A 25,239-nucleotide genomic window follows, 5' to 3' on the forward strand; every position below is an offset into this window, starting at 1 on the left:
AGAAAAAGCGACCGTTCCTCATTAAGCATGGGGAATGGTCGCTTTATGGGCTTCAATGAAGATTGGTACTAATGTAGATACCCGATATTCCGTGCATAAGGGTATATCTGCTGCTCGTATTGGTCGAGGAGAACGCCAGCCGCACGTACTTTGGCACGACCTTGTTGCAGTATCTTAGAATTCACTTTGTTTTTGGAAACGGCTTGTTTGTACAACAAGTATCCTTCCAGCTGAAGGTAGCTTCCCTTGACATAATAGGCATGTATTTTCTTAAGTTCAGGATTGGAAGGTTTGATTTGTTTTAACATGGAGACCGTTTTTGTATAATTAGGGATCACCGTATTCGTAAGTTTGAGGTACATGGACTTGCGATTGGTTGAATTCACCTCACCTCCCACACTACCCAACGTGTCGATTGCTTTATTCTCATAAGGTACCAGACGAGATATTTGTTCAAGGTATTTTTCGAATTCCTTTTGATCTTTAGTGAGCTCCTGTTCTGCATCATCTAATTCTAATTCGTCCATAAGTTCTTCGTTCAAATCATCTTCGTCTTCACTATAACTCTGATCTGAATCTGAATATGTAGAGGTTGATACTTTGGCTGCATCGGCAGAAGCGGCTGGAGAGAAAAGCACTCCGCCAAGCAAAACAAAACTGGTAATCAATGATATAATCCACGACTTCTTCAAATGTAATGTCATCCTCCTTTTGTTTGTATTCCAATGGATAATCTAACATATCAATACCAGAAATTACAGGAATGTATTTACAAAATTAGGGTGATAAACCTTTCTTAAAATCCCTCTCAATGAGATGCTGTATGACGATTTGAATATTCAGTCTTTCAACACGACATTTTCAGGCCTGTAATGAATGATCTTGAACAATTCCTCAGCCATGTAGGCGGGGCTGTGCTTGAAATCCTGTCTGATCCACTCCATGATCATGCCGAATATCGCATGAGACTGGTAACTTGCCAGCAGTCCATGGTTAATGTGCTGCGGGAAGATTTGGTTCAGATCCTGTAAGGAGAGATCTCGAAGAACATCACAGATCATACGCTGGAAGTTGGAAGAAGCCTCGGATTGCACAACCAGTGTGTAGAATTGTGCGTGTTGGTGCACATGCTCAAATATGGTGATTGCCGAAGAGGGCATCAGACCAACCTCGAACTCTTTCAACCCTTGATAGGGTTTGCGAAAAGAAGTCACCAGATCCTGAATTACATCATCGATAATCTCGTTGAACAGGTCTTCTTTGTACTGATAGTGCCTGTAGAAGGTTCCCCGATTCAGGTCGGCACGCTGCACAATATCCGTAATCGATATTTCTTTAAAGGGATGTCTTTGCATCAAATGGATGAGTGCATCCTTCAGTGCAGCTTTTGATTTTTTAATTCTTCGGTCCATCGAATTCGGAGTTTCTGACATCTATTTTCCTCCTCGTAAGTTCACTGTATTAGTTAAAGTACATTTAGACTTATAAGTGTTGTTTAACGTACAACTGGACAAGCTTTTACTGATTGAAGTAAAACGCTATGACTTATTATACTAAGGATAGGAGTTAATGAACATTTGTTTGTTAACTTATTGTAAACGAATACACAAAGGAGGATACATGGAATGAAACTTCAAGATAAAGTTGCAGTTGTTACAGGTGCTGGTTCAGGTATGGGGAAAGCAATTGCCACGTTGTATGCTCAAGAAGGCGCGAAAGTCGTCGTATCGGATATTAACGAAGAATCTGCACAAGCGGTAGTCAATGATATTAAAGCACAGGGCGGAGAAGCGATTGTCGTTCTGGCCAATGTAGCCAAAGAAGAAGATGTGCAAAATCTGATTGATACGACGGTTAGCACATACGGTACAGTAGATATTCTGGTTAACAATGCGGGAATTATGGATGGCATGGAACCGGCAGCAGATGTAACGGATGAGAAGTGGGAGAGATTGTTCGCTGTGAACACGACCAGTGTGATGCGGACAACGCGTAAAGTATTGCCGATCTTCCTGGAAAAACAAAAAGGTGTTATCTTGAACATTGCTTCGGCAGGGGGCCTACACGGCGGACGTGCAGGAGCAGCCTATACGGCTTCCAAACATGCGGTCGTGGGCTTCACCAAAAATACAGGGTACATGTATGCTGAGCAAGGCATTCGCTGTAATGCGATCGCTCCAGGCGCTGTGGCAACCAATATCAGCTCTTCCATGACAGGTATTAGCCATTTCGGTGCAGGGCGGCAACAGCTTGGGATGGCAATTAACCCACGCATCGGGACGAGCGAAGAGATCGCCAAAGTGGCTTTGTTCCTTGGATCTGACGAGTCCAGCTTCGTGAACGGAACTGTTGTTACAGCAGATGCTGGCTGGAGCTCTTATTAATCCATTCAAGTGCAGTCGAGCATGGAGTACGGAAATAGTGTGTGAATTAAGGAAGCCGCATGAGTATATGCGGCTTCTTTTTTGCATCTATGCACCTACGTACGGTGGATAACAGCATCATATTCCGTGTAGGACAAACGTTTGCATTACTACGCGAATACTCGAAATGAATCAATCTGAGGGTGGCTTTGGCTTGGAAAAGAGTGAGGATTCGCGCACGATCAGACGATGGGGAATAATGACCGGATTATGAGGCTGTGATTCCCCGCTTAGAATTTTCAACAATACCTGAACGGCTGTGTAGCCAAGCTGATAGGTTCCGATATCTATAGAGCTTAGTGGGGGTGAAGCCAGTTCTGATAAAGCAATATTGTTAAAACTGACGACACTGATATCTTCAGGCACCAGATAATGAAGCTCGGCAAGAGCTCTCAATACCCCGAAGGCCACGTTGTCATCAATGACAACAATTGCGGTGGGTCTGTCCGGTAAGGACATGAACAGCGACATGGCTCTGAATCCACTTTCCTGGAGGAATTCGCCTTCCACAATCCAATCACTATTCGCATCCTGCCCGGCTTGGGCAAGCGCTTTTTGGTATCCTAGCATGCGATCATGCGATAACGTAATGTCCGGTGGTCCGCTGACAAATCCAATTCGAGTATGTCCCTGGGCGATCAGATGATGCGTCGCATCATAAGCGGTCTGCACATTATCGTTATCCACCATGGGAGCATTTGGATGGGCTTCACTGCGACCGATTAACACAAAAGGAAACTTTTCCGCTTCCAAAAATGAAATGATGGGATCATCCCGTTTGGACCCAAGCAGCAGAATGCCATCCACTCTACGGCCATGCACAAGGCGGGATATCGCATGCAATTCATTGTCTGATGATGTTTCGGTTGTTAACAGCAATTCATAATTCATACGGGTGGCATGCGTAATAATACCTCGCAGCAATTCTCCGAAAAAGTAATTTTGAAACAGCTCTTCTGCAGGACGCGGAAGCATAATCCCAAGGGTATGTGTTGTTTTGGACACGAGGCTCTTCGCCATAATATTGGGATGGTAATTCAATTCCTTCATGATTTGCTTCACTTTGAGAGACGTCTCGGTGCTGATTCTGGGATGGTTGGAAATCACCCGTGACACTGTAGAAGGGGAAACACCCGCCAATTTGGCAATATCCTTGATCGTAATCATGTGAAAAAATCCCTTCTGAACAATCGTATAAATATTCTCCTATGGTAATCCAAAGGATATGAGAAATCAATTGCTAACTGCCGAGTAAGGGATGCACGTGAAGTAAAATTAAGGAAGAAAGAGTCAGAACAAGGAAACAGGAAATTACTGTAGGTAGAAGAAAGAAAATGGTTAAAATTGAACGAATATGGCTTGTGCAAACGTTTGTGCAAAGAAAGTGCAGTATTGTATGATGTGATTGTTATTGTAGCGCTTACATCGGTGGAATTACATACTTCTTGACTTGTTTCTCCCTACATATTGAACGGATAGGTAATCTTGTCTTCCATTTGAGCAAACGTTTGTACAACAGTGATTATGGAATGCGAAACCTGACAACATACGCAGACAAAAGGGTGAAAAGCGCGAACTTTGTTGGACCAAGCAGAGGGAAGGGGACATTTTACATGAGAAAATGGCAAGGGGCAACATTGTCCGTCATGATGGCTTTTACACTGGCTGCGTGCTCTACGGGAGGTGGAAGCACATCTCCAACAACGGCAGGCGAGAATCCGGAGGAAGTTGTAGAGCTGACAGCCGAAAACCTTCAACCGGAAGAAGGGGCGACTCTGGTGATCTGGGAGGATAAAAATCAAAGTAGCTTTATTGAGCAAAGGGTCAAAAAATTCGAAGAAAAATATGGGGTAACGGTCAAAATGGAGGAGTTGCCTCCAACCGATCAGGTAACCAAGCTGACCACGGATGGCCCGGCGGGTCTGGCGGCAGATGTCGTCGTTTTCCCACACGATAAGATTGGTAGCGCTTCAGAGGCGGGACTTATTCTGCCCAATGACATATTCGAAGCAGAGACCGTAGAGAACACCAGCGACAACGCACTGAAGGCGGTGACGTTCAAGGATATCCTGTACGGCTATCCGTACAGCGTGGAGACCTATGCCCTTTTCTATAACAAGGCACTCTATCCGGAAGCTCCGAAAAACTTCGATGAGATCATCAGTTTCGCAAAGACGTTCAATAATGTGAAGTCCAATCAGTATGCGTTGATGTGGGAATTGCAGCAATTTTACTATAATTATGCGTTCCTGGCTTCGCAGGGCGGTTATATTTTCGGGGACAACGGGATGGACAGCGCGGATCTCGGTCTGAATAACGAAGGAGCCCAGAAGGGTGGACAGTTCTTGCAGACGCTGAAGTCGGAAGTGCTGCCGCTTAAGATGGGTGACGTGAACTATGATATCAAAAAGGGATTATTCTCCAGCGGCAAGCTGGCTATGGACATTAACGGTCCATGGACCATTGCCGATTATCGCAATGCAGGTATTGATTTTGGTGTTGCTCCGCTTCCTGCAATCGATGGCAAACCGATGACCTCCTTCTCAGGCGTTAAAGCCTATTATGTGAATGCATTTACGCAATATCCGAATGCGTCGAAGCTCTTGGCAGCGTTCCTTTCGAATGAAGAGGCCCAGATGGAGAACTTTGACCTGAACGGTACACTTCCTGCGAACAAAAACGTGGCTGCTGATCCGAAGTTGCAGGAAGACTCAATCAACAAGGCATTCCTGGAACAGTTCAACAACTCAACACCAATGCCTTCGCTTCCTGCCATGGACAGCGTATGGGGACCGATCACTTCGGCCATTACGGATATATGGGATACCGATAAGGACGTGAAGGCGTCACTGGATAACGCTGTGAAACAGATCCAGGAAAGCCTTGCAACCGTCCAATGAGGACGAACGACGAGTGCGAAGATATGAATAAGAGCTGCATAAATTGAACTTCATATTTACACAAAAACGGAGAGGACAGAAGGAAGCTGAAGAAGTGGAACGTGCGCCTTTATCACCGGATTTTCCCTTTTGGAAAAGGGATCGAAAAAAATCTGGGGATAACAGCGATCGGAAGCTTATTCTGTCATCGGAGTGGTCAGTGTAAGTACACTTTTGTTCAATGTATGCAGGTTAGCAATAGGCGGGGAGGAGAGAGCGAATGCAACAGCAGCATGTCCCGGTGCCTGTTGGACCGAACACGGAAAGACAGCATCGGATGACAGCGGCCATATGTTCCATCATACTGCAAGGTCTTGGACAGCTGTACAATCGACAATGGATTAAGGGGATTTGTCTACTGTTACTGGAGGGGGCAGGGCTTGCGTACCTGCTTCCTCGCCTGTCACAGGCCGTATGGGGCATATGGACACTGGGGGAAAATACACAGCGTTTTGTCAAAGTAAATGGGTCTACCGTACTTCAAAGGGGAGACCATTCCATCTTTTTGCTGCTTGATGGCATTATCGTACTGCTGGTGTTTTTTGTGTTTATCCTGATCTACATCCTGAATATTCGGGATGCGTACGTCACGGGGCTCGCGAGGGAGGAAGGCAAACAGACCCTAGGCGCAGCGGCATCGCTTCGGAACATGATGGACAAAAACTTTCCGTATCTGTTCCTGTCCATCCCGGCCCTGGGCATTCTTTTCTTCACCGTTATGCCCATCCTGTTTACGATCACGATCGCGTTTACCAACTATTCGGCCCCGGATCATATTCCGCCAGCAAAACTCGTGGACTGGGTAGGCTTCAAGACGTTCAGTGATCTGATCCAGCTGAAATCCTGGAGTCAGACATTCTACGGCGTTCTGACCTGGACGGTCATCTGGGCCATCTTGGCGACAGTCACCACCTATTTTGGCGGCGTGTTAGTAGCACTGTTGATTGAACAGCGTGGCATACGCTTCAAGAAGCTGTGGCGGACGATCTTTATTTTGCCTTATGCGATCCCACAGATCATCTCCTTGCTGCTCATGCGTAATCTGTTCAATGGTCAGTTTGGTCCAATCAATACGTATATGAGAGCATTTGGACTGGAAGGATTGCCCTGGCTGACAGATCCATTCTGGGCTAAGGTCACCGTTATTGTCGTCAACATGTGGATCGGTATTCCGGTCAGTATGGTGTTGATTCTGGGTGTATTGACAGCCATCCCTCGTGACCTCTATGAGGCTGCCGAAGTGGACGGAGCATCTGCGTTTCAGAAATTCCGGATCATTACCATGCCGTTCATTCTTTTTGCCACAACCCCGGTACTCATCATGCAATTCGCCGGAAACTTCAACAACTTCAATGTCATCTTCCTGCTGACCAACGGGAATCCGCTGCGGGGAGACTACCAGTACGCAGGGGCAACGGACCTGCTGGTGACCTGGCTCTACAAGCTCACGCTCGACAATAACAAATTCAACATGGCTTCAGCGGTAGGCATTATCATCTTCCTTATTATCGCTTCATTCTCTATCTGGAACTTCCGCCGCTCCAAATCATTCAAGGAGGAGGACATGATTCAATGAAGACACGTAATAATCCGCTGCGTTTGGCCCTGAGTTATGTGCTGTTGCTGATCATCGCCGTTGTCTCCATCTATCCCGTACTCTGGATCTTTCTCTCTTCCCTGAGACCCGGTGCGGCATTGTTCAGTGAACGGTTATGGCCGGAAGCTTTCACGCTGACCCATTACGGGGAACTGTTCAATAACCCGTCCTTTATGTACGGCAGATGGTATATGAATACGCTGAAAATTGCCTTTTTCACAATGATCTTCTCCACGTTGATGGTGACACTCGGGATGTATGCCTTGTCCCGCTTCCGCTTCCGTGGACGTAAAACGATTCTCTCCACCATGCTAATCCTCGGCATGTTCCCGAGTTTCATGAGCATGATTGCCATCTATATCATTTTACTGCAAATTAAATTGCTCGACACCCACGCTGCGCTCATCCTGGTCTATTCTTCAGGGGCGGTACTGGGCGGATTTATCGTCAAAGGTTTCTTTGATACGATTCCCCGCAGTCTAGATGAAGCGGCCCGCATGGATGGTGCAAGTCACCTGCGGGTATTCACCAGCATCATCCTGCCTTTATCCAAGCCGATGCTGACTTATGTGGCACTAACCAGTTTCACGGGTGCATGGATGGACTTTATCTTCGCCCGGCTGGTGCTGCGGACAAAGGAGAACTGGACGCTTGCGGTGGGTATGTGGGATCTGGTCAACCGTTATCAGGACAGTAACTTTACGATGTTCGCTGCGGGTGCGGTACTGATCGCGATTCCAATTACACTGCTGTTCGTTTTCCTGCAACGATTCCTTGTTCAGGGTCTGACGGCAGGAGCTTCGAAGGGGTAAACCGTGCCATAACAGCATAGTCAGCCGCGATCCCTGCGGCACTTTAACCAGGCACTTCCGTGATGTCATGTCTTTATCGACTGGCACTGCAGCGGAAGTGCCTGATTCTACATGGGCTCGAATGATGATTAGGGAGGAACGTGATATATGGGCATGAACCCGTCCAGTGAGCCCGAGGTTATGGGATACCAAGATGGACAAGCTGCATTGCATAATACCAAAGCTCCGCGAACACTATGGCATAATGTCACTTTCCGCAGGATATTGTACGGCTACGGGATCTCGGTCTTTGGGGATTGCTTTAATGGAATTGCAATCAGCCTGTGGGTGCTACAGACCACCGGGAGTGCGAAGAGCATGGCGGCCGTACAGATCTGCAATATGGTCGTCAGTTTTCTGTTTGGATCGGTGGCGGGTACGGTTGCAGACCGATTGGATCGCAGGAAGCTGATGCTGGCCTCGGATGTATTTCGGGGCGTAATGGCTGTACTGATTGCGATTAGCTTGTTCGGTTGGCATGCGCCGTTCCCGGTGGTGCTGTTGTTGCTTTCGTTATCCATGTTTTCAAGTCTTTTTCAGGCACCTGCATTCCACGCCTCTGTAGCAAGTATGGTAGGCAGGGAGCATATTCAACAAGCAACCGGAACCATTCATATGGTGGATAATCTTGCCCGGATCAGTGGACTAGCCGCGGCGGGAGTGGCTGTTGCTGCATTTGGCGGATTCGTTGCCATATTAATTACAGGGGCAACCTTCCTGTTGTCCGCAGTCTGTGTAGTGATGGCGGGCCACTTTCCAGAGGTACAGCGATCCGTTAGTCAGCAGACCACGTTTGCTCAGGAGTGGCGCAGTTCGTTTGGCTACATCTATCGGAACCCTTTGATCCGTTCCATCGTATTGCTCAATCCGGTGCTGATTTTGTTTTTCATGTCGGCCATGATGCTGGTTCAAGTGATGGCGGTCAAGGTATGGGAGGCAAACCCGGTGCAGTTTGGATTAATTGAAACCTGTATTCCACTCGGATACATGATTGGCTCTGCAGTGCTGATTGCTTCGGGAAAACGATTGAAGCGAAGAGGGAGATGGGTATTTATCGGTCTGATTGTGTTGGGACCGATATACATTCTTTTATCGAACATATCCTCGCCAATGATGGCACTGCCGTTCATCGTGGGCGGAGGCGCGATGTTCGCCTGCTGTACGATGCTCACCCAGATTATGCTGAGGACAGCGGTTCCGGACGAGCTGCAAGGAAGGGTCTATGGCGTGGTTGGAACAATCACCAGTACAGCGCCTATTCTGGGATTAACGGTAGTCTCCGTATTGGCAGATCAATGGGGAGCAGCTTCTGTGCTACAAGGCGTGGGCATATTACTGCTGGCGACAGGTATTCTGGCCGCTACAACATTGAAGTCGATTCGAACCTATCAATAACATTCTATGATACATCATAATGATATGAATTGAACCCACATGTACACATTCAACAGAGAGAGGATGGAAGCAATCTAAGCAACCTCGCTAGGTACAGCAAAACCCGGAGCATACGCTGCGTTAGCGTAACTCCGGGTTAGCTTGTGGACTGAATATTCTATTGCCAGTTGACATTTACAGTCGCTGTACCGCTGGTTGGTGTGGTGAACGTGTGGTTGGAACCACCTTCCCACGTAATGGTTGCACCATTTTTCTTGAAGAATTTGAACTCCAGTTGTTTCCCGGCTGGCACGCTCACATCATAGTACCAAGTTGGGTAGGCATGGATAACCTGATTGAAAGCAGGGCCAATAGCTGTTGTACCCGTACTCCAGTTGCCCAGTTCTGCCACGTTACCTGCCAGATAGATGTTCTGACCCAGTGTGGTGGAAGCATTGTTAATGACAAATCGTACAGTGACCTGATCACCCGTAAGGATGGTGAAGTTGTTATACGCATTACTGTTGACGCCATTCGAAGCTACTTTTACAGCATAATTGCCTGCGGCAACAGCTGGGATCGTAACTTTAATCTGTGTATCTTCCCAGGATGTAATGGCTGCACCGGTAACGGCTGATGTACCGAAGTATACCGTGCCTTTGGTGGAACCGAATCCGCGTCCGCTAATCGTAACGACATTACCCGGTTTGCCCATGACAGGACCCACATGCCCGATGGTTGGTGTCGTTTCGCTCGTGGTATACTGCCAGACCGCGGTTGCTCCGGCAGCCAGCGTGAATGAAGAGACGTTGCCGTTGGTGGAAGTGATGTTATTACCGTTCAGTGCACCGCCCAATACATCGGTGTAGTTGCCTGTTGGCAGTGAAGTGCTTAGATTCGCAATGCTTGCTGGTGTGGAGAGATTACGGTTCACCGCAACAACAGCTACACTTTTGCCAAATTTGCGCTCATAGACGTACACATCATTATTGATCCAGCGTTGCTGAGTGGAGCCATAGGCAATCGCCGGATTGGATTTGCGCAGAGGTGCCAGCTTGCTGATCACGTTGAAGGCAGTGGTTGTTTTGGAGAAGGAAGGCATTTTGGCCCGATTATCAGGGTCCCCGTTACCCGTCAGATACTGTTCGGTACCATAATAGATGGCAGGTACGCCGCGTGAAGTCAACGTGAAGGCCAGCGCCTGTTCCAGACGACGATTGTTCACGGCACTTGTTTTGAACCGATCCATATCATGGTTGTCGATGAACGTAACTTGATCATTCACCTGATTGTAATCTGCCGCTGTGCCTGTAATCATCGAATCCAGAGCATACATGTTGGATGTGTTATCCCGGAAGACGTTACGTACAGCAGAGTTAAAGCGGAAATCAAGCAGGCTCATTCCGGATTCATTGGCAAATTCCGTGTTATCCGCATCGGATGCAGCAGATCCCAGGAACCATTCACCGAAGGTAAATACAGGTTTATGTGCATAGATGGAGGACATCCAGCTCTTTTGCCAGCCGAGAGGCATATGTTTCACCGCATCAACGCGAATGCCGTCCACGCCCATATCAAGCCAGAGCTTGATGGCATCTTTGAAATATTGGTCAATGGTATTGTTGTTGTGATTCAGGTCAGCGAGGTCATAGAGGTTTTTGTAGATACCATTCTCCAGGGAGGAAAAATCGGAGCCGCCGTTGTGATGGAAATATCCATTCGTATCATTCGTGTATCCGCCAACAAGATTACCGTTATCGTACAACTTGCCATTCTCAGCAAAGGACGTATCGGTTTCCATGGCAGGAGACGTATGGTTCGGTGCAAAGTCAATTACGATCTTGATACCTTTGGCATGAGCGGTTGTAATCAGATTTTGAAAGTCAGCCATTGTTCCGAAATACGGATTGGTCTTCTTGAAATCACGTGCCCAGTAGCCATGATACGCTGTGTTAATCACGCCGCCGTAGTTGATGGTAGCGAAGATATTTTCAACCGGTTGGGAGATCCACAATGCCGTTACGCCCAGATCGCTAAAATAGTTATCGTTGATTTTGTTAATCAAACCCTGCCAGTCGCCGCCACAATACAGCTTCAGGTTACTACAAGTGGCATCGTAGGCAGCTCCGGTAGGATTGTTGGAAGGATTGCCGTCCAGGAATCGGTCTGTAAAGATCTGATAGATAACATCTGTACTAAAGTTCTGCTTGTTGGTAACCGCGGTATCCGCATCGGCATGGATCGCTGAAGCAGGCAGATAGGGAAGTGCGCCCCCTGCAAGTAAACTGAGTGTCAGTGTTGTGCTGAGGAGTACGCGTTTGGCCATTTGAAACATAGTAATCCACCCTTCTCGTGAATGTAGTAGTTTAGATAAACAACCAACCTGGATCTTGAATAATAGCGCTTTCAATACAACAGGATGTTACGCAGTGGATTGAAGACTTCCCTCCTTTTGACACGCCAACAACCCCGGCATCTCCTTCGGGAGTTACCGGGGTTGTCCTAAACCGCTCTGGTTTAAAAGCATGGCCCTCGAGTTATGATCACAACGCTATCGTAAGAAATATTGGATCTTATGTCAATAACTTTTTTGAGAGCATTTATTTTCTATTTTTATGTTTACAAAAGCATGTCCGGGGATTTAAACTATTCGCAGATTCACAATATAAGGGCTATGTATTCCAGGGACATTCACATGTTCTGGGACAACCCCGTCTCTTCTGAGGCGGGGTTATTTGTTTGTCTATGATGCAGTCGAATCGGGAGAAGAAAGGCGGTTGATGATCAGTTGAGTACCCATTCTGTCATCGAATGTTTGGAAGGTGTTCAGGCCTCGCAGCTCGGCAATATTCGCAACATCTATGTGTATCTCCCGCCAGGTTACCGCGAGCAGACAGACCGGCAGTATCCTGTGCTGTACGTTCATGCAGGGCAGCGGGCTTTTGGTCCATCTGGGCCAGGCAATGAAACGTGGAATATGGATCAGGCAGCGGACGGTCTGATTGCCTCCGGGCAGATTGAATCACTGATTATTGTCGGTATTGCACATGTCCGTCCAGTCACGCACAACGAATTCTACCACTTCATCGCTCCTGAGAGAGAGGCCGTGAGCGTGGGTTGCTCAGGCATTGCCTATGAACATTTCATCATTCATGAGCTCAAACCGCTCATTGATCATCGTTACCGTACACTGCCGGACAAGTCGAATACCGGGCTGTTGGGTTCATCTGCCGCGGCGCTTTGTACATTGCACATGGGGATGCGAAATCCGGATGTTTTCGGAAAACTGATCATGATGTCGCCATTCTATGTGGATGTGCAGCTGGACGAAACGTCGGATAGCGGACTGTTGGAAGAAAACATGTACCGTCTGCCAGTGGAAGTACCTGCCGTTAGAATGTGGATGGATATTGGAGATACGGAAGGTTTGTTTCTGCCCTCCCAGATCAGAAGGGTGGCTCATCAATTGCTTGAACGGGGAGTCAGATCGGGTGAGGAGTTGGCATTTCTCGAACAGCCGAATGCATGTCATCAGGAAGGCGACTGGGGAGCACGCGCTCACCTTCCGTTACTGTGCATGTTCGGTCAAGTGGGTAAGCCATCTTCGCTCGAACTGCTTGGTAGGGATGTCATCGGGCTACAGGGTGGAATGAACGTATGCATTAATGCACGAATCCACTACGAAAGCGGATTGGTTCAAAGTCTGTTGCAAGGAAACTATACATCGAGTGCCCCGGATGTACTTCAGGTTCGTGCGAGTGGAGAGTTAATTCCGGTCGGTATTGGAAGTGCATCCATCACGCTGACTGTGGGAGAACTGTCTACTACACGCATCTATACGGTCATTCCTGAATTGTCTACGCACGTAGAGGTCTGCATTCGTGCAGAAGTAGCTCCCGATGAAGATTCGGAGGAAACGATATATGGTGGCATGGGCATGAAGCTGGTTCGTTCCGGTAAAGGTCGATATGAAGGTTGTTACCGAGTCCCGCGCGATAGTGGGTTCTCCTTCCGGTTTACACGTGGTTTCCGGCGTTTTGAGACTAATGTGGATGGCAAGCCTATTGCCAATCGGGTATTTCGGGCAACAGATGATATGTCTGTGCATTACCAAATCCAGTCATGGGGCAATACGTCTGCCAAAATGGGAACAGGAGGCCAAAAATGATCATTCACTCATTCGCTCCGGTGCTGGACATTCCCTATTATTATCCCTGCAATTTTCCTCTGATTCATGAAGTGCTCCATCGGCAAGGATCCATCACAAGTCTGGCACTGCTGGCGGCAAGTCGGTTGTACAGCCTTCCTTCGTGCGGGGATAACGGACTGGTGAAGCCTTATTTTCACAAGCTGGATTATGCAGAACCGATCTGGGAGATGTATGGTCAGCGGGAGCTGGGAAGCTTCGAAGAGGGGAAGACGCTGATCCGGCAGCATATCGGCGAAGGTGGGCTTTTTTTGGCTACAGGAACCAGTTATCATCTGCCTTATTGTGAGGATTATCAGAATCCCCAGTACATTCGCAAACACGTGAAGCAAGGCTCCCGACTGCATCTGGTAGACCATTGGATTGCCGTGTATGGTATGGAAGATGAGTATGTCCACGTCTATGATCCCGTTCCCTCCAAGTATATGGGAAAGGTTGCTCAAGCGGCCTTTCATGACTTCTGGAAAGGTAACCAAAGTATACCCGAGCTTGCTCAGGCCAAGCGCAAAGAAGAACTTCGAACGTATGGCACCATGGACATTCGGGCGACTGTGAAACTGGACTCAGCGGGTTATCGCGAGATGTTGACCCAGGCGCTGACAACACAGATTGAAGAATTTCTGACAGGCAGGACGATTACACAAGGAGAGCGCAATTATTATTTTGGACATGCGGTATCGCTGCAACTGTTACATGCACTGCATGTGGTGAGTGAAGGGGAGCAGGACAATGAAATGCTGATATCCGGTCTGCTGTTTGATATGCGATGGAGTCGATATTTTCTCAGGGATTTGCTTCAAGAGTCGGCCTTATGGCTCGTTTCTCCCCTTGATCGATATGCAAGAGAATTTAGCGAAATTATCGTACGTTGGGAGAAGGCCTACAATATGCTTCAGGTCAGTCGAATAAAACAGCGTGAGCAGTGGAAAGTACAGCTAACAGGTGTAATTAAAATGTTGGTCACCGATGAATGGCACTGGTATGAGTCACTTCGACAGTCCATACCTCAGGCAGATTGCTTCCCACGCCAGACTGTGTCGATGATTGGACAAGAACACAGGGAGGATTTGCTCCGTATCGTATTGGATAGTTGTCGGGAGTTAAACGCGTACCATAATACATCGATTCCACTTGGTGAGGGTGGTAATGCTCCGCTATACGGACGAAGTGGGCAACTGGATTCGCTGGAACTCGTGTCATTACTTGCAGTGGTAGAGCAGGGAATCGAAGATCGATGGGGGACGGCGATGGGAGCCGCACTGGCCGAGATAGCTGCTGCTTCCATGCCGGAAAGCCCATATCAGACTGTAGGTTCACTTGTTGATTATCTTGCACAGCAATGGGCACCTGACCGTGAGGAGGATGCAAGATGATGAACCAATTCTTACTTGAACGATTCGCGGAACAGGGACAGCATCCTGCACTGATCTGGAAAGATCAGGAGTACAGCTATCGGTGGCTGCTGGAACAGGTTGGCATCATGAGTAAGTGGATTACAGCAGAAGGGCTGACTGGGCAACTTGTAACGCTGGAGGAAGACTATTCCCCCTATGCAGCGGCAGCATTGGTTGCTTTGCTCGGACAAGGGTGTATCGTGCTTCCCATGGATCGGTACCTGGTTGAAGCCAAACGACAGGAATATATCCAGCTGGCACAGGTGAAGTGGCGTTTGGGCATTGAGGATGGCCAGTTGTGCATTCGGCAAACGGGTGAATTATCTGGAGAGGTTCCTGTATTGTTATCCTCGCTGGCACAGGATGGCGTAGGGGGATTGGTACTCTTTTCATCCGGATCAACCGGAGTGAGTAAAGCGACTGTGCATCGTGCAGATCGGCTGTTACATGGTTTTCGGCGGCAAGTTCGGCCTTTGCGAACGATTCCATTCATGATGTTTGATCATATCGGTGGTGTAAATACCATGCTGCAATCCCTGTCCAGTGGGGGCTGTCTGTGTATCATTGCGGATCGATCTCCCGAAGAAGTGTGCCGAACGATTGAGAAGTTTCGTGTGCAGGCTCTTCCGGTCTCTCCAACATTCATGAATCTGTTGCTGCTGGGCAGAAATGATGAGGGGTATGATCTATCCAGTCTTGAAGTTGTGTCATACGGATCGGAAGTGATGCCTGAATCCGTACTGGCAGCCTGGAACCGGAGATTTCCACAACTAAGGACGATACAGGCCTATGGCATGTCTGAACTTGGCATTCTGCCAACCCGCTCCAAAGAGCCAGGTTCGTTGCTGTTTTCCATTCAAGATGAAGAGGTCAAGTGCCGGGTCGTGGAAGGAGAATTGCAGATTCATACGGAAACCGCGATGATTGGATATTTGAATGCACCATCACCCTTTACAGAGGATGGGTGGCTGCGAACAGGAGATGAAGCTGTGCTGGAAGAGGGGTATATTCGAATTCTGGGACGTCGTTCCGAGATCATTAACGTAGGGGGACGGAAAGTGTATCCTGCTGAGGTCGAGGGTGTTCTGGAAGAGATGGAATGTATTGAAGCGGCCGTAGTTTCGGGAGATCACAGCGGTATCACCGGTCAGAGGGTGAAGGTGACGATCCGGCTGGCTACAGAATGTACTCTCACCGATCTGCGGCGATCCATCTGGGCATATTGTCGGGACAAGCTGCCTTCATACAAGATTCCTCAGAAAATTGTGATTACACAAGAGGTGCTCGTAAGTTCAAGAATGAAGAAAATACGAAAACCGATGATTCCGGTGCCTTTCGCCTCGTCTGAGGGAGAGGTCGCGGCCACCACTGAACATCAGGCTGGAGAGTAGAGAACTTTAACCAATCCGAAAAGCGCGAAAGGGAACAGAAAAGGTGCTTTTTTGAAGAGTTTCACCTTGCTTGAATCGCTATCGCTAACGAACCTCAAACATCGTATTGAGGGGATAATCAAGAAAAGTAAAGCCTAACGAATCTCAGTAACGTTATTACGTCAAAAATACGGCTTCTGCTTGCAAAAATCGACTTATTGGACGCAATAAGGTCTCTCTGATTCGTTAGGCATTTAACCCGCGTATAATGAAGCAAATAACGTGTGCTGGGTTCGTTGGGATATGACGTATAAGATGCATCAGACGTATAAGATGCAGGAGAGGCTGTTCCCCGGTCGTCAATATGACCTAGGGGACAGCCTCTTTGATTTTTTTACCTTGTTAGCCGTATTCCTATCAGGCTTTCGCGGGTTGTTTGGCCTCCATTTGCAGTAAGGAGAATCCGTATGCTTCCAGATCGAGGGTCAGTTTATTTTGCCGAGCTTCCACGGTGTTTGATGTGAACAGATTTCGCCAGACGTTACGATCTGCCAAAGGGAGTTCAAGGGTACACGGCTCATCACCCGCATTCAGCACAAGAAGCATGCGCTCTCCCGTATGCGAATCCAATCGTTCAATAGCAAGACAAGGGTCTCCGGCTTTTGCATATACAATCTTTAGTTCTGTGCTGCGCAGGGCAGGGTGCTGTTTGCGCAGGGCAATCGTACGGGTGAAGAATTCCAGAAGTTCGCGGTTCTGCTTGGTCTCATCCCACTCCATACACTTGCGGCAACCCGGATCATATCCCCCGTCAAGTCCCACTTCATCTCCATAATAGATACATGGTACACCTGGATACGTAAGTAGTAACGTAACGGCAAGCTTCATCTTGCGCTCATCTCCATCACACAAGGACAGCAGTCTGGGTGTATCATGACTTCCGAGCAAATTGAAGGCGGCTTCCGTTACAGGCTGTGAATAGGCTGCAAGCAGTTTGCCGATCTCATTGGCGAATCCAAGTCCATCGAGCTTGCCATGCACCGTATAGTCCAATACCGAATTGGTAAACGGATAATTCATCACGGCATCGAACTGGTCTCCCTGAAGCCACATGAGCGAATCATGCCAGATCTCACCAAGCAAATAGGCGTCAGGTTTGATCGCTTTTACCGTCTGACGGAATTCGCGCCAGAACTGATGATCCACCTCGTTGGCTACATCGAGCCTCCAGCCGTCAATGTCCATCTCTTCAATCCAGAAACGTCCTACCTCCAGCAGATATGCCTTCACCTCAGGGTGTTCTGTATTTAGCTTCGGCATAAGCGGTTCAAAGGCAAAAGTGTCATAAGTCGGTATGCCATCCTCCACACGTGGCGGCCAGTCCTTGATATAGAACCAATCTGCGTAGGGGGAAGAGGGACCATTCTTCATGACATCGACAAAAGGAGGGAACTCTCTACCGGAATGATTGAATACCGCATCCAGAACAACGCGTATACCGCGCTGATGACAGGCGTCCACGAACGCCTTGAACTCTTCATTGGTTCCAAAGTGAGGATCAACCTTCATGTAATCGCCTGTATTGTATTTGTGATTCGTCGTGGCCTCAAACAGCGGACAGAAGTAAATGGCATTGATGCCGAGCTGACTTATATGATCCAGATGATCCAGCACACCTTGGAGATCACCGCCGAAGAAGTTCACCGGTGTAGGTTCTCCTCCCCAGGGTTCAGCATTTTTGGGACTGATGGATGGATCGCCATTGGCATAGCGTTCTGGGAAAATCTGATAAAACACAGCGTCCTTAACCCAGGCAGGCGGTTCAAAAATGTCGACCGGATTCATAAATGGAAAATCAAAGAATTCGAGTGGATGATCAGGCAGCGCCTGCTCGAATCCGCGCTCCGTCATCCAGACCGATTCCTCTCCCTGAATCAGTTGGAAGCCATACCGTAATCGGCGATAGGGAGGTGAAGTCTCAGCTTCCCAATAATCGAACATTTCATCCCGGGCAAAGATGTGCATGGGGATGTGTGTGATCGTCCGATCCCAGGCATATTTGTCCCCGGTAATGGCAATCACCGCATCCAGATCCCCACGTTTGGACCGAAGTCGCAGGTGCATGGTCGAGCGGTCATAAGCATAAGACCAATTGAGTTTGGGGCGGTGGTAAATGGCTTCAAGAATCATGTAAATCACTCCTCGTCAGATGATGAAATTCAGATAAAAGCGGCCATTAAACGCAAAAAAGGCACAACCTCAATTGTTCACGAGGTTGTACCTTTCGGCAGCATAGCCTTTTGATTATAGTGCTATTATACGAACTAACGCAGCAAAAGAAAACACTTTTTTTCCTTAAATTTCAAAAATTCTTAAAAAGGATAAAACGATGATTCCATTCACACGTGAACGCCAGAATAGTGCAGTCTGACGTTATACATGTGTGGCTGCTTTACATTTGGTAACCGAGTTTTTCACCATAGGCTTTAATTTCAGCATGGTATTGTTGAATGCTTTTGATTCCTAATGCAATCTTGTCATTACCTTGTTTAAGCAGCTTGCTGTTTACTTTTGTTTTGGCAACAGACTTTTTGAACAATTGATATCCTTCAAGCTGAGCATAGCTGCCTTTGATCAGTTTGGCATGGATTTTTTTCAGTTCAGCGTTCTCCGGTTTGATCTGTTTCAGCATGGAGACATACTTGGTGTAGTTAGGGATGGCTGTATTATTTAGTTTCAGATAGAAGGATTTGCGATTGGAAGATGTGATGTACGTGCTGCCACCCACTGCATTCAAGGCTTTCTTCTCGTATACGGCAGGATCAGTCAATGCATCCAGGTAGTTGAGGAAATCTTCTTCTTCGACTGTAGGAATCGGTTCTTGTTCAGACGTGTCAACTTCTTCATAGTATTCGTCTTCCGAATATGTAGTGGTTGAGTCATCCGCAGCAGCGGCATAGGACCCTGCAGGTGCGAACACCCCGCCGAGCAATACAAAACTCATAATAAATGATAAAATCCAAGATTTTTTCACGTTAAAAATTCCCCTATCTATAGATGTGATTTTATTCCAATGGATAATCTAACATAGTACGACAAGAAATTACAGGAATTGTTTTACAGTTGATTCATCAGTTAAACGCATATGAATGAATAATGATTCACTATCCAAAAGGACATGTATTAGATGAAGCTACAAGTAAGAAGAGAAATGTGCATGTTAAGTTATAGAGAAAAAATTACATATATGGTTTATGTGGAGGCGTATTGTATTCATATATATTGTATTGGTTGGGTTAATATATCTTTATTTAATGTTGTTTTATGAAGTTACAGAGTTCGACAGGGAGTGAGAAGTTTTTCCAAATAAAATGCTTGTATAATGATTTCATCTCCATTACAATACAATTGATAATGAGATTCAATATCATTTAGATAAAAAAGGGGAGACGGATTTCATGTATAAAGTAAAGAAAAAGCTATACATTTATGCAGCACTTCTTCTGATGATTTCACTACTTGCTGGTTGTGCTTCGGGTGGAAGTGCCGAGACAACGAATACGTCCAGCCAAGCTGCAAGCAGCAATGAGAGCAATAATGAAAGTGATACAACCGCCAGTGCGACTGAAGATCAGACCCGAGTGATCAAGCATGCCATGGGCGAAACCACAATCAAGGGAACCCCGCAAAAGATCGTGACACTGTTCCAGGGTGCAAATGATGTCGTTGTTGCAATTGGCGTGAAACCGACAGGCGTGGTGGAATCATGGGTTCAGCAGCCGGTATATGAATATCTGAGAGAAGATCTGGACGGAGTTCCACAAGTAGGACAGGAATCGCAGCCCAATCTGGAAGAGATCAACAAATTGAAACCCGACTTGATTATTGCTACGAAGATCAGACATGAAGAGATCTATGAGCAACTGTCGCAGATCGCACCAACGGTAGTGACGGAGACGCTTTTTGACTGGAAGGAAACGGTGAAAACCGTTGGAGAAGCGATGAATATGGTTGAGCAATCGGATAAATTGTTGTCTGATTGGGATGGCCGTGTAGCTGATTTTAAAGAGAAAATGGGGGATAGTCTGCCAATTAAAGCAACCATCACGAACTTTAGAGCCGATCAGGTTCGTATTTTCTACATGGGATATGCAGGTAAGATTCTGAAAGAACTTGGGTTCACGAGACCTGCGGGACATGACGCAGACACATGGGGAGTTGAATTGACTTCCAAAGAAAACATTCCGGATATGAATGCAGACATGATCTTTAACTTCAACTCAGGCACAGAAACCGATGCCATTCAGAAAAATTATGATGATTGGACCAGCAGTCCGCTGTGGAAAAACCTTGATGCAGTCAAGAACAACCAACTGGTTCAGGTCGATGAAGTGGCCTGGAACATGGCAGGTGGATACACATCGGCCAACATGATGCTGGACGATCTATATAAGCAGTTCAACCTGAACTAACTAACAGGAGCAGGACCTGCCATGCACCAGGACATTCGTTAACGAAGTGTATGGGCAGGCAGGTCTTTTATCATTTTACAGATGAAAGAGTGAGAGTATGTTTCCCCTTCTTACAAAGGCAAGTGCCAAGATCTATGGACTGGCTGGTTTATTCATATTATTTCTACTTGCTTGCCTAGCCAGTATGATTCTGGGACGTACACATATCACGTTTCAGATGGCATGGGAAGCACTGCAATTCTATGACGAGAGTTCTGTGCAACATGTGGTTCTGCTGACGGAACGATTGCCACGTACGGTTATTGCTGCTGTTGTGGGAGCAAGTTTGGCTGTGGCAGGCGGACTGATGCAGGCATTGACACGTAACCCGCTGGCATCACCAAGTGTGTTCGGGATCAATGCGGGTGCAATCTTTTTTATTGTCATTGCCATCGTGGTATTATCCGTATCTTCGCTCACCACCATGATGTGGTTTGGTTTTGCCGGAGCTGCGGTTGCCGCGGCGATTGTATATGGGCTAGGTTCCCTCGGTCGTGATGGCCTGACACCGATCAAAATTGTACTGGCGGGTACGGCTATCTCAGCATTGTTTGCCTCGTTCACACAGGCCATTCTGGTGCTGGATGGAACCGGATTGCAGGATGTATTGTTCTGGCTTGCCGGTTCAGTAAGTGGTCGGACATTGGATATGTTATATCCTGTTCTGCCGTACATGACAGCCGCAGCCATTGTCTCTCTGTTCATGGGCAGAGCCATCAATCTGCTCTTGACCGGTGATGATATCGCCAAAGGCATGGGACAGAATGTAATTCTGGTTAAGGTGCTCATGGGAATTGTTACGGTATTGCTGGCGGGTGGTTCGGTTGCCGTAGCCGGTTCGATCGGGCTCGTTGGTCTGGTTGTCCCACATATCATGCGTGCACTGGTGGGCAATGATTACCGATGGCTCGTTCCTTACTCTATTGTAGGGGGAGCGATTCTGCTGTTGTCTGCGGATGTGGTTGCAAGGCTGGTGATTATGCCGCAGGAAGTTCCACTTGGTGTCATGACTGCACTGATTGGCGGACCCTTCTTCGTGTATATTGCCCGCAAGGGGGTGACGAAGATATGAGGAAGCTGTTGACTTTCCGCAACAAAAAAGACACCATCTCGGTGCAAATGGAACGAAAATCATTGGTTGTCATCGGCATGTGTATCCTCTTGTTCCTGGTGGCCGGAGTTGTTGGTACCAGTGTGGGCAGTGACTTTATCTCTCCGCTGGATGTGCTTCGAACGATATTCGGTCTGAATGAAGGGGAGCATGACTTCGTCGTGCTGACCTTAAGACTGCCACGGGTGTTATTATCTCTGCTCGTAGGAGCAGCCCTCGGTATGTCAGGCGCACTTCTGCAAGGCATTATCCGTAATCCGCTGGCCTCACCGGATGTCATCGGCATCACCGGCGGCGCGGCCGTTGCAGCTGTAGGTTTTGTTACGTTGCTGGGTGGAGCGGTAAGTATCAAGTTGTTGCCATTGTTCGCCATCGCTGGCGCAATTGTGACGGCTTTGATCATCTACGTGCTTGCCTGGAAAAAGGGAGTCAGTCCGATCCGTCTGGTGCTGATCGGGATTGGAGTATCGGCCATTACCGGGGCCGGGACGACCTTTATGCTGATCCTGAGTCCGTTCTACACGGCAGGTCAAGCCTATATCTGGCTGACAGGAAGTGTATACGGAGCATCGTGGACCGATGTCCAAACGATTTTACCGGTTATCGTGATCGTTGTACCGCTGGCGATCTGGTTCGCCCGTAGCCTGAATGCACAGGAGTTCGGAGATGATCTGGCTACGGGATTGGGTGTTACCGTTCAACGGCATCGTTCGGCGTTGTTGTTATGTAGTGTATTGCTGGCGGGAATTGCCGTTGCAGTAGCCGGAACCATTGGGTTTGTTGGCCTGATCGCTCCACATATTGCACGGAAGCTGGTTGGACGGATGTTTGGCAGTATGCTGATTGTGTCTGGACTGGTGGGTGCTCTGCTTGTATTTGCGGCAGATCTGATTGCCCGCACAGCTTTTCTACCGTTAGATGTTCCCGCAGGGGTATTCACTGCAGGCGTAGGCGCACCATTTTTCCTGTATTTGTTGTTCAAGAATCGAAATCAGTTTTGAGGAGGAGCGAGCTGTGAGTATTCTGGAAGCCAAGGAGCTTACGATCTCCTATGGAGCAGATCCCATTATTGAAAATTTGAACCTGACCATTCCCAAGGGACAGATTACCGTCCTGATTGGCAGCAACGGCTGTGGTAAATCTACGCTGCTGCGTACGATGGCCCGGTTGCTGAAATCCAGCTCCGGTTCGGTACTGCTGGATGGCGAAGAGATTGCAAAGCTGCCGACCAAGGAAATTTCAAGACGCATGTCCATCCTGCCGCAAGGTCCCACTGCTCCGGAGGGCCTGACGGTGAACCAACTGGTGAAGCAAGGACGTTATCCACATCAAACATGGCTGAAGCAATGGTCTCGTGAGGATGAGCGTATGGTCAAGCTGGCACTGGAATCCACACATCTGACAGAACTCGCGGATCGACCTGTGGATGCATTGTCCGGTGGACAGCGTCAGCGTGCCTGGATTGCGATGACACTTGCGCAGGGTACCGAAACGCTGCTATTGGATGAACCTACAACCTATCTGGATATGACACATCAGATTGATATCCTCGATCTGTTGTTTGAGTTGAACGAACGGGAAGGACGCACGATTGTTATGGTACTTCATGATCTGAATCTGGCATGTCGTTATGCGCATCACATTGTGGCTGTTCACAACAAGTCCATCTACGCAGAAGGTAAACCGGAAGATATTGTTACACAGGAGATGGTTCGTAAGGTTTTCCAGATGGAGTGTGAGATTGCGGTCGATCCACTGTTTGGCACACCAACCTGCATCCCACATGGAAGAGGAAGGAGGCTGAATGGGGAACAGCGTTATACACAACTGGCTTGAGGATCAACAAGTCCGCTTTTGATTCGTTCAACAGTTATTCAAAACTCCACATCAACTCCATTGTATGGCATACAGATGACAAATTAGGCAAGCCTTTGGTAAAACCATGTCCCAGGCTTGCCTGGTTTGTTGTGCCTGTTATTCGATCCTAAACCACATAAGGCGACTTAAACTCACATAAAATTTAATCTTATTTTTCCTTAAAAGTTTATTATTGACAAAATAACTCGAATTGCCATAAAATAGATTTTGTATGATATTGATAATCATTATCAATATCAAATTAAAATAAAAATTGATGAGAGTATGAGCAATATAAGTTTAATTAATCATTTACATGCAACGGAGAGGACAGAAAAAACCTGAAGAAGCGGAGCTACAAGCTTTCTGCAAGAAAGCTGCATCGGAAGCATAAGCTTCGCCTTTATCACCGGATTTCCCCTTTGTATAAGGGATTCAAAAAAATCTGGGGATAACAGCGATCGGAAGATGGTTCTGACCGCGCAGTGGTTTCGTGTAAAAGCAGTTATTCAACTTATATAGGAGCGAATACTTTCATTCGATCGAGGAGGATTTTCAGTGTTTCCGAAAGGGATTCATAATCTGCAAAACCGACTCATTATAAGCAAAGCGAGAGAAATGGGCATCACCTGTGAGCCACTTCTTGAGGGATGCGAAGATTTTTTGAAGCTGTCTGTACGGGACCAAGAGATCATCATTAACAAAACCAGATCTCACCATCTGCCCTTAATTGCTGGACTGCTCGCGAAGAACAAGCAGGCATGCAATATGTTGCTGCATGAGCAGGGGATGCCTGTACCATCGTTTAGCGTGATCCCGGCGATGGGAAGCGACGCAGTAGCTTTTCTGAATAGATACGGCTCCATTGTGGTGAAACCGCTGGATGCGAGCAGCAGCATGGGCGTGACGCTGGATGTGCGTACCGCAGATGAACTGGAAGCAGCCATTTGTCTTGCGAGTGTCCATGGCAGTAGCATCATGTTGCAGCAATTTGTAACCGGAATCGATTACAGAGTGCTGATCATTAACGGTGAAGTGGCAGCTGTGAACCAGTATCGGCCTGTCTATGTTGAGGGAGACGGAACTTCAACCGTTCGGGCGTTAATTGAGCAGTTGAATCAGGATCGAATCGAGATGACGCACATTGGCGAGTATGAAGCTTTTCCTCAGGTTGATGCAGAAACGGAACGAGTGCTGGGGGTATTGCATGCACAAGGGACAACTCTGGATGAAGTTCCTGCCGCCGGAAAAGTAATTGAGCTATATGATCTCCGTAACTCAGCCGCCGGAAAAATCAGTGAATTCTACAAAGATTGTACCGAAATCATTCATCCCGAGAATGCGCGAATGATCATTCAGGCGGCAAAGACTCTTCAGATCGATGTAGCAGGGGTCGATGTTCGTTGTCGTGATATCCGAACTCCCATCTCGGGTGAACAGGGGGGCATTCTGGAAGTCAACGCTTTGCCAGATCTGACCCACCACGTCTTTCCCCATGGTGGAACAACCCGTGATGTGGTTCGGTTATACCTGGAATACCTGTGTCAGGAGCAACTTGAATATAAGATGTACAGCTTATAACAACGGATAAAAGATGCAGAACAA

At 47.6% G+C, this 25,239-nt stretch carries 19 protein-coding genes; 13 read left to right on the forward strand and 6 right to left on the reverse strand.

What is annotated here, in order from left to right; translation table 11 throughout:
* Positions 1 to 68: 68 nt before the first annotated feature.
* Together WFI24_RS03735 and WFI24_RS03740 are read right to left on the reverse strand one after the other, a co-directional pair.
* Positions 69 to 704: a hypothetical protein gene (locus WFI24_RS03735; RefSeq protein WP_336758879.1), complete on the reverse strand. Its 636-nt coding sequence runs from the start codon at positions 702 to 704 to the stop codon at positions 69 to 71.
* Between the two features lie 135 nt (positions 705 to 839).
* On the reverse strand, positions 840 to 1,433 hold the full coding sequence (locus WFI24_RS03740) for a TetR/AcrR family transcriptional regulator (RefSeq protein ID WP_336758881.1): 594 nt from the start codon (positions 1,431 to 1,433) through the stop codon (positions 840 to 842).
* A gap of 192 nt (positions 1,434 to 1,625) precedes the next feature.
* On the opposite strand from WFI24_RS03740, the gene WFI24_RS03745 reads away from it, so the two are divergent.
* On the forward strand, positions 1,626 to 2,384 hold the full coding sequence (locus WFI24_RS03745) for an SDR family oxidoreductase (RefSeq protein WP_336758883.1): 759 nt from the start codon (positions 1,626 to 1,628) through the stop codon (positions 2,382 to 2,384).
* 171 nt (positions 2,385 to 2,555) lie between these two features.
* Here WFI24_RS03745 and WFI24_RS03750 read toward each other — a convergent pair whose 3' ends face one another.
* Positions 2,556 to 3,590, reverse strand: a complete 1,035-nt coding sequence (locus WFI24_RS03750; RefSeq protein WP_336758884.1) for a LacI family DNA-binding transcriptional regulator — start codon at positions 3,588 to 3,590, stop codon at positions 2,556 to 2,558.
* Between the two features lie 446 nt (positions 3,591 to 4,036).
* Between WFI24_RS03750 and WFI24_RS03755 the strand changes: the two genes are divergently transcribed.
* The 4 genes from WFI24_RS03755 (at position 4,037) to WFI24_RS03770 (ending at position 9,205) form a co-directional block, all read left to right on the forward strand.
* The gene (locus tag WFI24_RS03755; protein WP_336758886.1) at positions 4,037 to 5,323 is read left to right on the forward strand and encodes a sugar ABC transporter substrate-binding protein; all 1,287 of its coding nucleotides are present in this window, start codon (positions 4,037 to 4,039) and stop codon (positions 5,321 to 5,323) included.
* Positions 5,324 to 5,582: 259 nt separating this feature from the next.
* Positions 5,583 to 6,938 carry a sugar ABC transporter permease gene (locus tag WFI24_RS03760; RefSeq protein ID WP_336758888.1) on the forward strand — a complete coding sequence of 452 codons (1,356 nt, stop codon included), beginning with the start codon at positions 5,583 to 5,585 and terminating at the stop codon, positions 6,936 to 6,938.
* Positions 6,935 to 7,771, forward strand: coding sequence for a sugar ABC transporter permease (locus WFI24_RS03765; protein ID WP_017690474.1), 837 nt, complete (start codon positions 6,935 to 6,937; stop codon positions 7,769 to 7,771). The genes WFI24_RS03760 and WFI24_RS03765 overlap by 4 nt, the downstream gene beginning before the upstream one ends.
* Positions 7,772 to 7,918: 147 nt before the next feature.
* Positions 7,919 to 9,205 carry an MFS transporter gene (locus WFI24_RS03770; protein WP_336758892.1) on the forward strand — a complete coding sequence of 429 codons (1,287 nt, stop codon included), beginning with the start codon at positions 7,919 to 7,921 and terminating at the stop codon, positions 9,203 to 9,205.
* Positions 9,206 to 9,362: 157 nt separating this feature from the next.
* Here the strand turns inward: WFI24_RS03770 and WFI24_RS03775 are convergent, their stop codons facing one another.
* The gene (locus WFI24_RS03775) at positions 9,363 to 11,519 is read right to left on the reverse strand and encodes an alpha-amylase family glycosyl hydrolase (RefSeq protein WP_336758893.1); all 2,157 of its coding nucleotides are present in this window, start codon (positions 11,517 to 11,519) and stop codon (positions 9,363 to 9,365) included.
* Between the two features lie 453 nt (positions 11,520 to 11,972).
* Between WFI24_RS03775 and WFI24_RS03780 the strand changes: the two genes are divergently transcribed.
* From WFI24_RS03780 to WFI24_RS03790, 3 genes are read left to right on the forward strand one after another with little or no spacing between them, the layout of a single operon-like run.
* Entirely contained in the window at positions 11,973 to 13,352 is a 1,380-nt protein-coding gene (locus tag WFI24_RS03780) for an alpha/beta hydrolase (RefSeq protein ID WP_336758895.1), read from the forward strand.
* Positions 13,349 to 14,764 (forward strand): hypothetical protein, encoded by a 1,416-nt coding sequence (locus tag WFI24_RS03785; protein WP_336758897.1) that lies wholly within the window; start codon positions 13,349 to 13,351, stop codon positions 14,762 to 14,764. Before WFI24_RS03780 ends, WFI24_RS03785 begins: the two co-directional genes overlap by 4 nt.
* On the forward strand, positions 14,761 to 16,176 hold the full coding sequence (locus WFI24_RS03790; RefSeq protein ID WP_336758898.1) for an ANL family adenylate-forming protein: 1,416 nt from the start codon (positions 14,761 to 14,763) through the stop codon (positions 16,174 to 16,176). The genes WFI24_RS03785 and WFI24_RS03790 overlap by 4 nt, the downstream gene beginning before the upstream one ends.
* A gap of 396 nt (positions 16,177 to 16,572) precedes the next feature.
* On the opposite strand, the gene WFI24_RS03795 is transcribed toward WFI24_RS03790, so the two are convergent.
* Together WFI24_RS03795 and WFI24_RS03800 are read right to left on the reverse strand one after the other, a co-directional pair.
* Positions 16,573 to 18,345: an alpha-glycosidase gene (locus tag WFI24_RS03795; RefSeq protein WP_336758899.1), complete on the reverse strand. Its 1,773-nt coding sequence runs from the start codon at positions 18,343 to 18,345 to the stop codon at positions 16,573 to 16,575.
* A gap of 262 nt (positions 18,346 to 18,607) precedes the next feature.
* Complete coding sequence (locus tag WFI24_RS03800) at positions 18,608 to 19,189, reverse strand: hypothetical protein (RefSeq protein WP_237176826.1); 582 nt, start codon at positions 19,187 to 19,189, stop codon at positions 18,608 to 18,610.
* Between the two features lie 424 nt (positions 19,190 to 19,613).
* Between WFI24_RS03800 and WFI24_RS03805 the strand changes: the two genes are divergently transcribed.
* The 5 genes from WFI24_RS03805 (at position 19,614) to WFI24_RS03825 (ending at position 25,215) form a co-directional block, all read left to right on the forward strand.
* Entirely contained in the window at positions 19,614 to 20,627 is a 1,014-nt protein-coding gene (locus WFI24_RS03805; RefSeq protein ID WP_336758902.1) for an ABC transporter substrate-binding protein, read from the forward strand.
* Positions 20,628 to 20,724: 97 nt separating this feature from the next.
* Complete coding sequence (locus WFI24_RS03810; protein WP_336758903.1) at positions 20,725 to 21,738, forward strand: FecCD family ABC transporter permease; 1,014 nt, start codon at positions 20,725 to 20,727, stop codon at positions 21,736 to 21,738.
* A complete protein-coding gene (locus WFI24_RS03815; protein ID WP_336758904.1) occupies positions 21,735 to 22,778 on the forward strand; it encodes a FecCD family ABC transporter permease in 1,044 nt (347 codons plus the stop codon). Before WFI24_RS03810 ends, WFI24_RS03815 begins: the two co-directional genes overlap by 4 nt.
* Positions 22,779 to 22,791: 13 nt before the next feature.
* Positions 22,792 to 23,613 (forward strand): ABC transporter ATP-binding protein, encoded by an 822-nt coding sequence (locus tag WFI24_RS03820; RefSeq protein WP_336758906.1) that lies wholly within the window; start codon positions 22,792 to 22,794, stop codon positions 23,611 to 23,613.
* 579 nt (positions 23,614 to 24,192) lie between these two features.
* Positions 24,193 to 25,215, forward strand: coding sequence for a hypothetical protein (locus WFI24_RS03825; protein ID WP_336758908.1), 1,023 nt, complete (start codon positions 24,193 to 24,195; stop codon positions 25,213 to 25,215).
* The last annotated feature ends 24 nt before the right edge of the window (positions 25,216 to 25,239 follow it).

The sequence above is a fragment of the Paenibacillus sp. USHLN196 genome (assembly GCF_037144955.1).
Taxonomy (GTDB): Bacteria; Bacillota; Bacilli; order Paenibacillales; family Paenibacillaceae; genus Paenibacillus; species Paenibacillus xylanexedens_C.

What these genes read in the sequence shown, in the direction of transcription:
- WFI24_RS03745 (WP_336758883.1), top strand. Translation starts at nt 1,626, where the DNA reads ATGAAACTTCAAGATAAAGTTGCAGTTGTTACAGGTGCTGGTTCAGGT.
- WFI24_RS03735 (WP_336758879.1), bottom strand. Translation starts at nt 704, where the DNA reads ATGACATTACATTTGAAGAAGTCGTGGATTATATCATTGATTACCAGT.
- WFI24_RS03810 (WP_336758903.1), top strand. Translation starts at nt 20,725, where the DNA reads ATGTTTCCCCTTCTTACAAAGGCAAGTGCCAAGATCTATGGACTGGCT.
- WFI24_RS03805 (WP_336758902.1), top strand. Translation starts at nt 19,614, where the DNA reads ATGTATAAAGTAAAGAAAAAGCTATACATTTATGCAGCACTTCTTCTG.
- WFI24_RS03750 (WP_336758884.1), bottom strand. Translation starts at nt 3,590, where the DNA reads ATGATTACGATCAAGGATATTGCCAAATTGGCGGGTGTTTCCCCTTCT.
- WFI24_RS03775 (WP_336758893.1), bottom strand. Translation starts at nt 11,519, where the DNA reads ATGTTTCAAATGGCCAAACGCGTACTCCTCAGCACAACACTGACACTC.
- WFI24_RS03795 (WP_336758899.1), bottom strand. Translation starts at nt 18,345, where the DNA reads ATGATTCTTGAAGCCATTTACCACCGCCCCAAACTCAATTGGTCTTAT.
- WFI24_RS03770 (WP_336758892.1), top strand. Translation starts at nt 7,919, where the DNA reads ATGGGCATGAACCCGTCCAGTGAGCCCGAGGTTATGGGATACCAAGAT.
- WFI24_RS03740 (WP_336758881.1), bottom strand. Translation starts at nt 1,433, where the DNA reads ATGTCAGAAACTCCGAATTCGATGGACCGAAGAATTAAAAAATCAAAA.
- WFI24_RS03760 (WP_336758888.1), top strand. Translation starts at nt 5,583, where the DNA reads ATGCAACAGCAGCATGTCCCGGTGCCTGTTGGACCGAACACGGAAAGA.
- WFI24_RS03815 (WP_336758904.1), top strand. Translation starts at nt 21,735, where the DNA reads ATGAGGAAGCTGTTGACTTTCCGCAACAAAAAAGACACCATCTCGGTG.
- WFI24_RS03755 (WP_336758886.1), top strand. Translation starts at nt 4,037, where the DNA reads ATGAGAAAATGGCAAGGGGCAACATTGTCCGTCATGATGGCTTTTACA.
- WFI24_RS03790 (WP_336758898.1), top strand. Translation starts at nt 14,761, where the DNA reads ATGATGAACCAATTCTTACTTGAACGATTCGCGGAACAGGGACAGCAT.
- WFI24_RS03785 (WP_336758897.1), top strand. Translation starts at nt 13,349, where the DNA reads ATGATCATTCACTCATTCGCTCCGGTGCTGGACATTCCCTATTATTAT.
- WFI24_RS03765 (WP_017690474.1), top strand. Translation starts at nt 6,935, where the DNA reads ATGAAGACACGTAATAATCCGCTGCGTTTGGCCCTGAGTTATGTGCTG.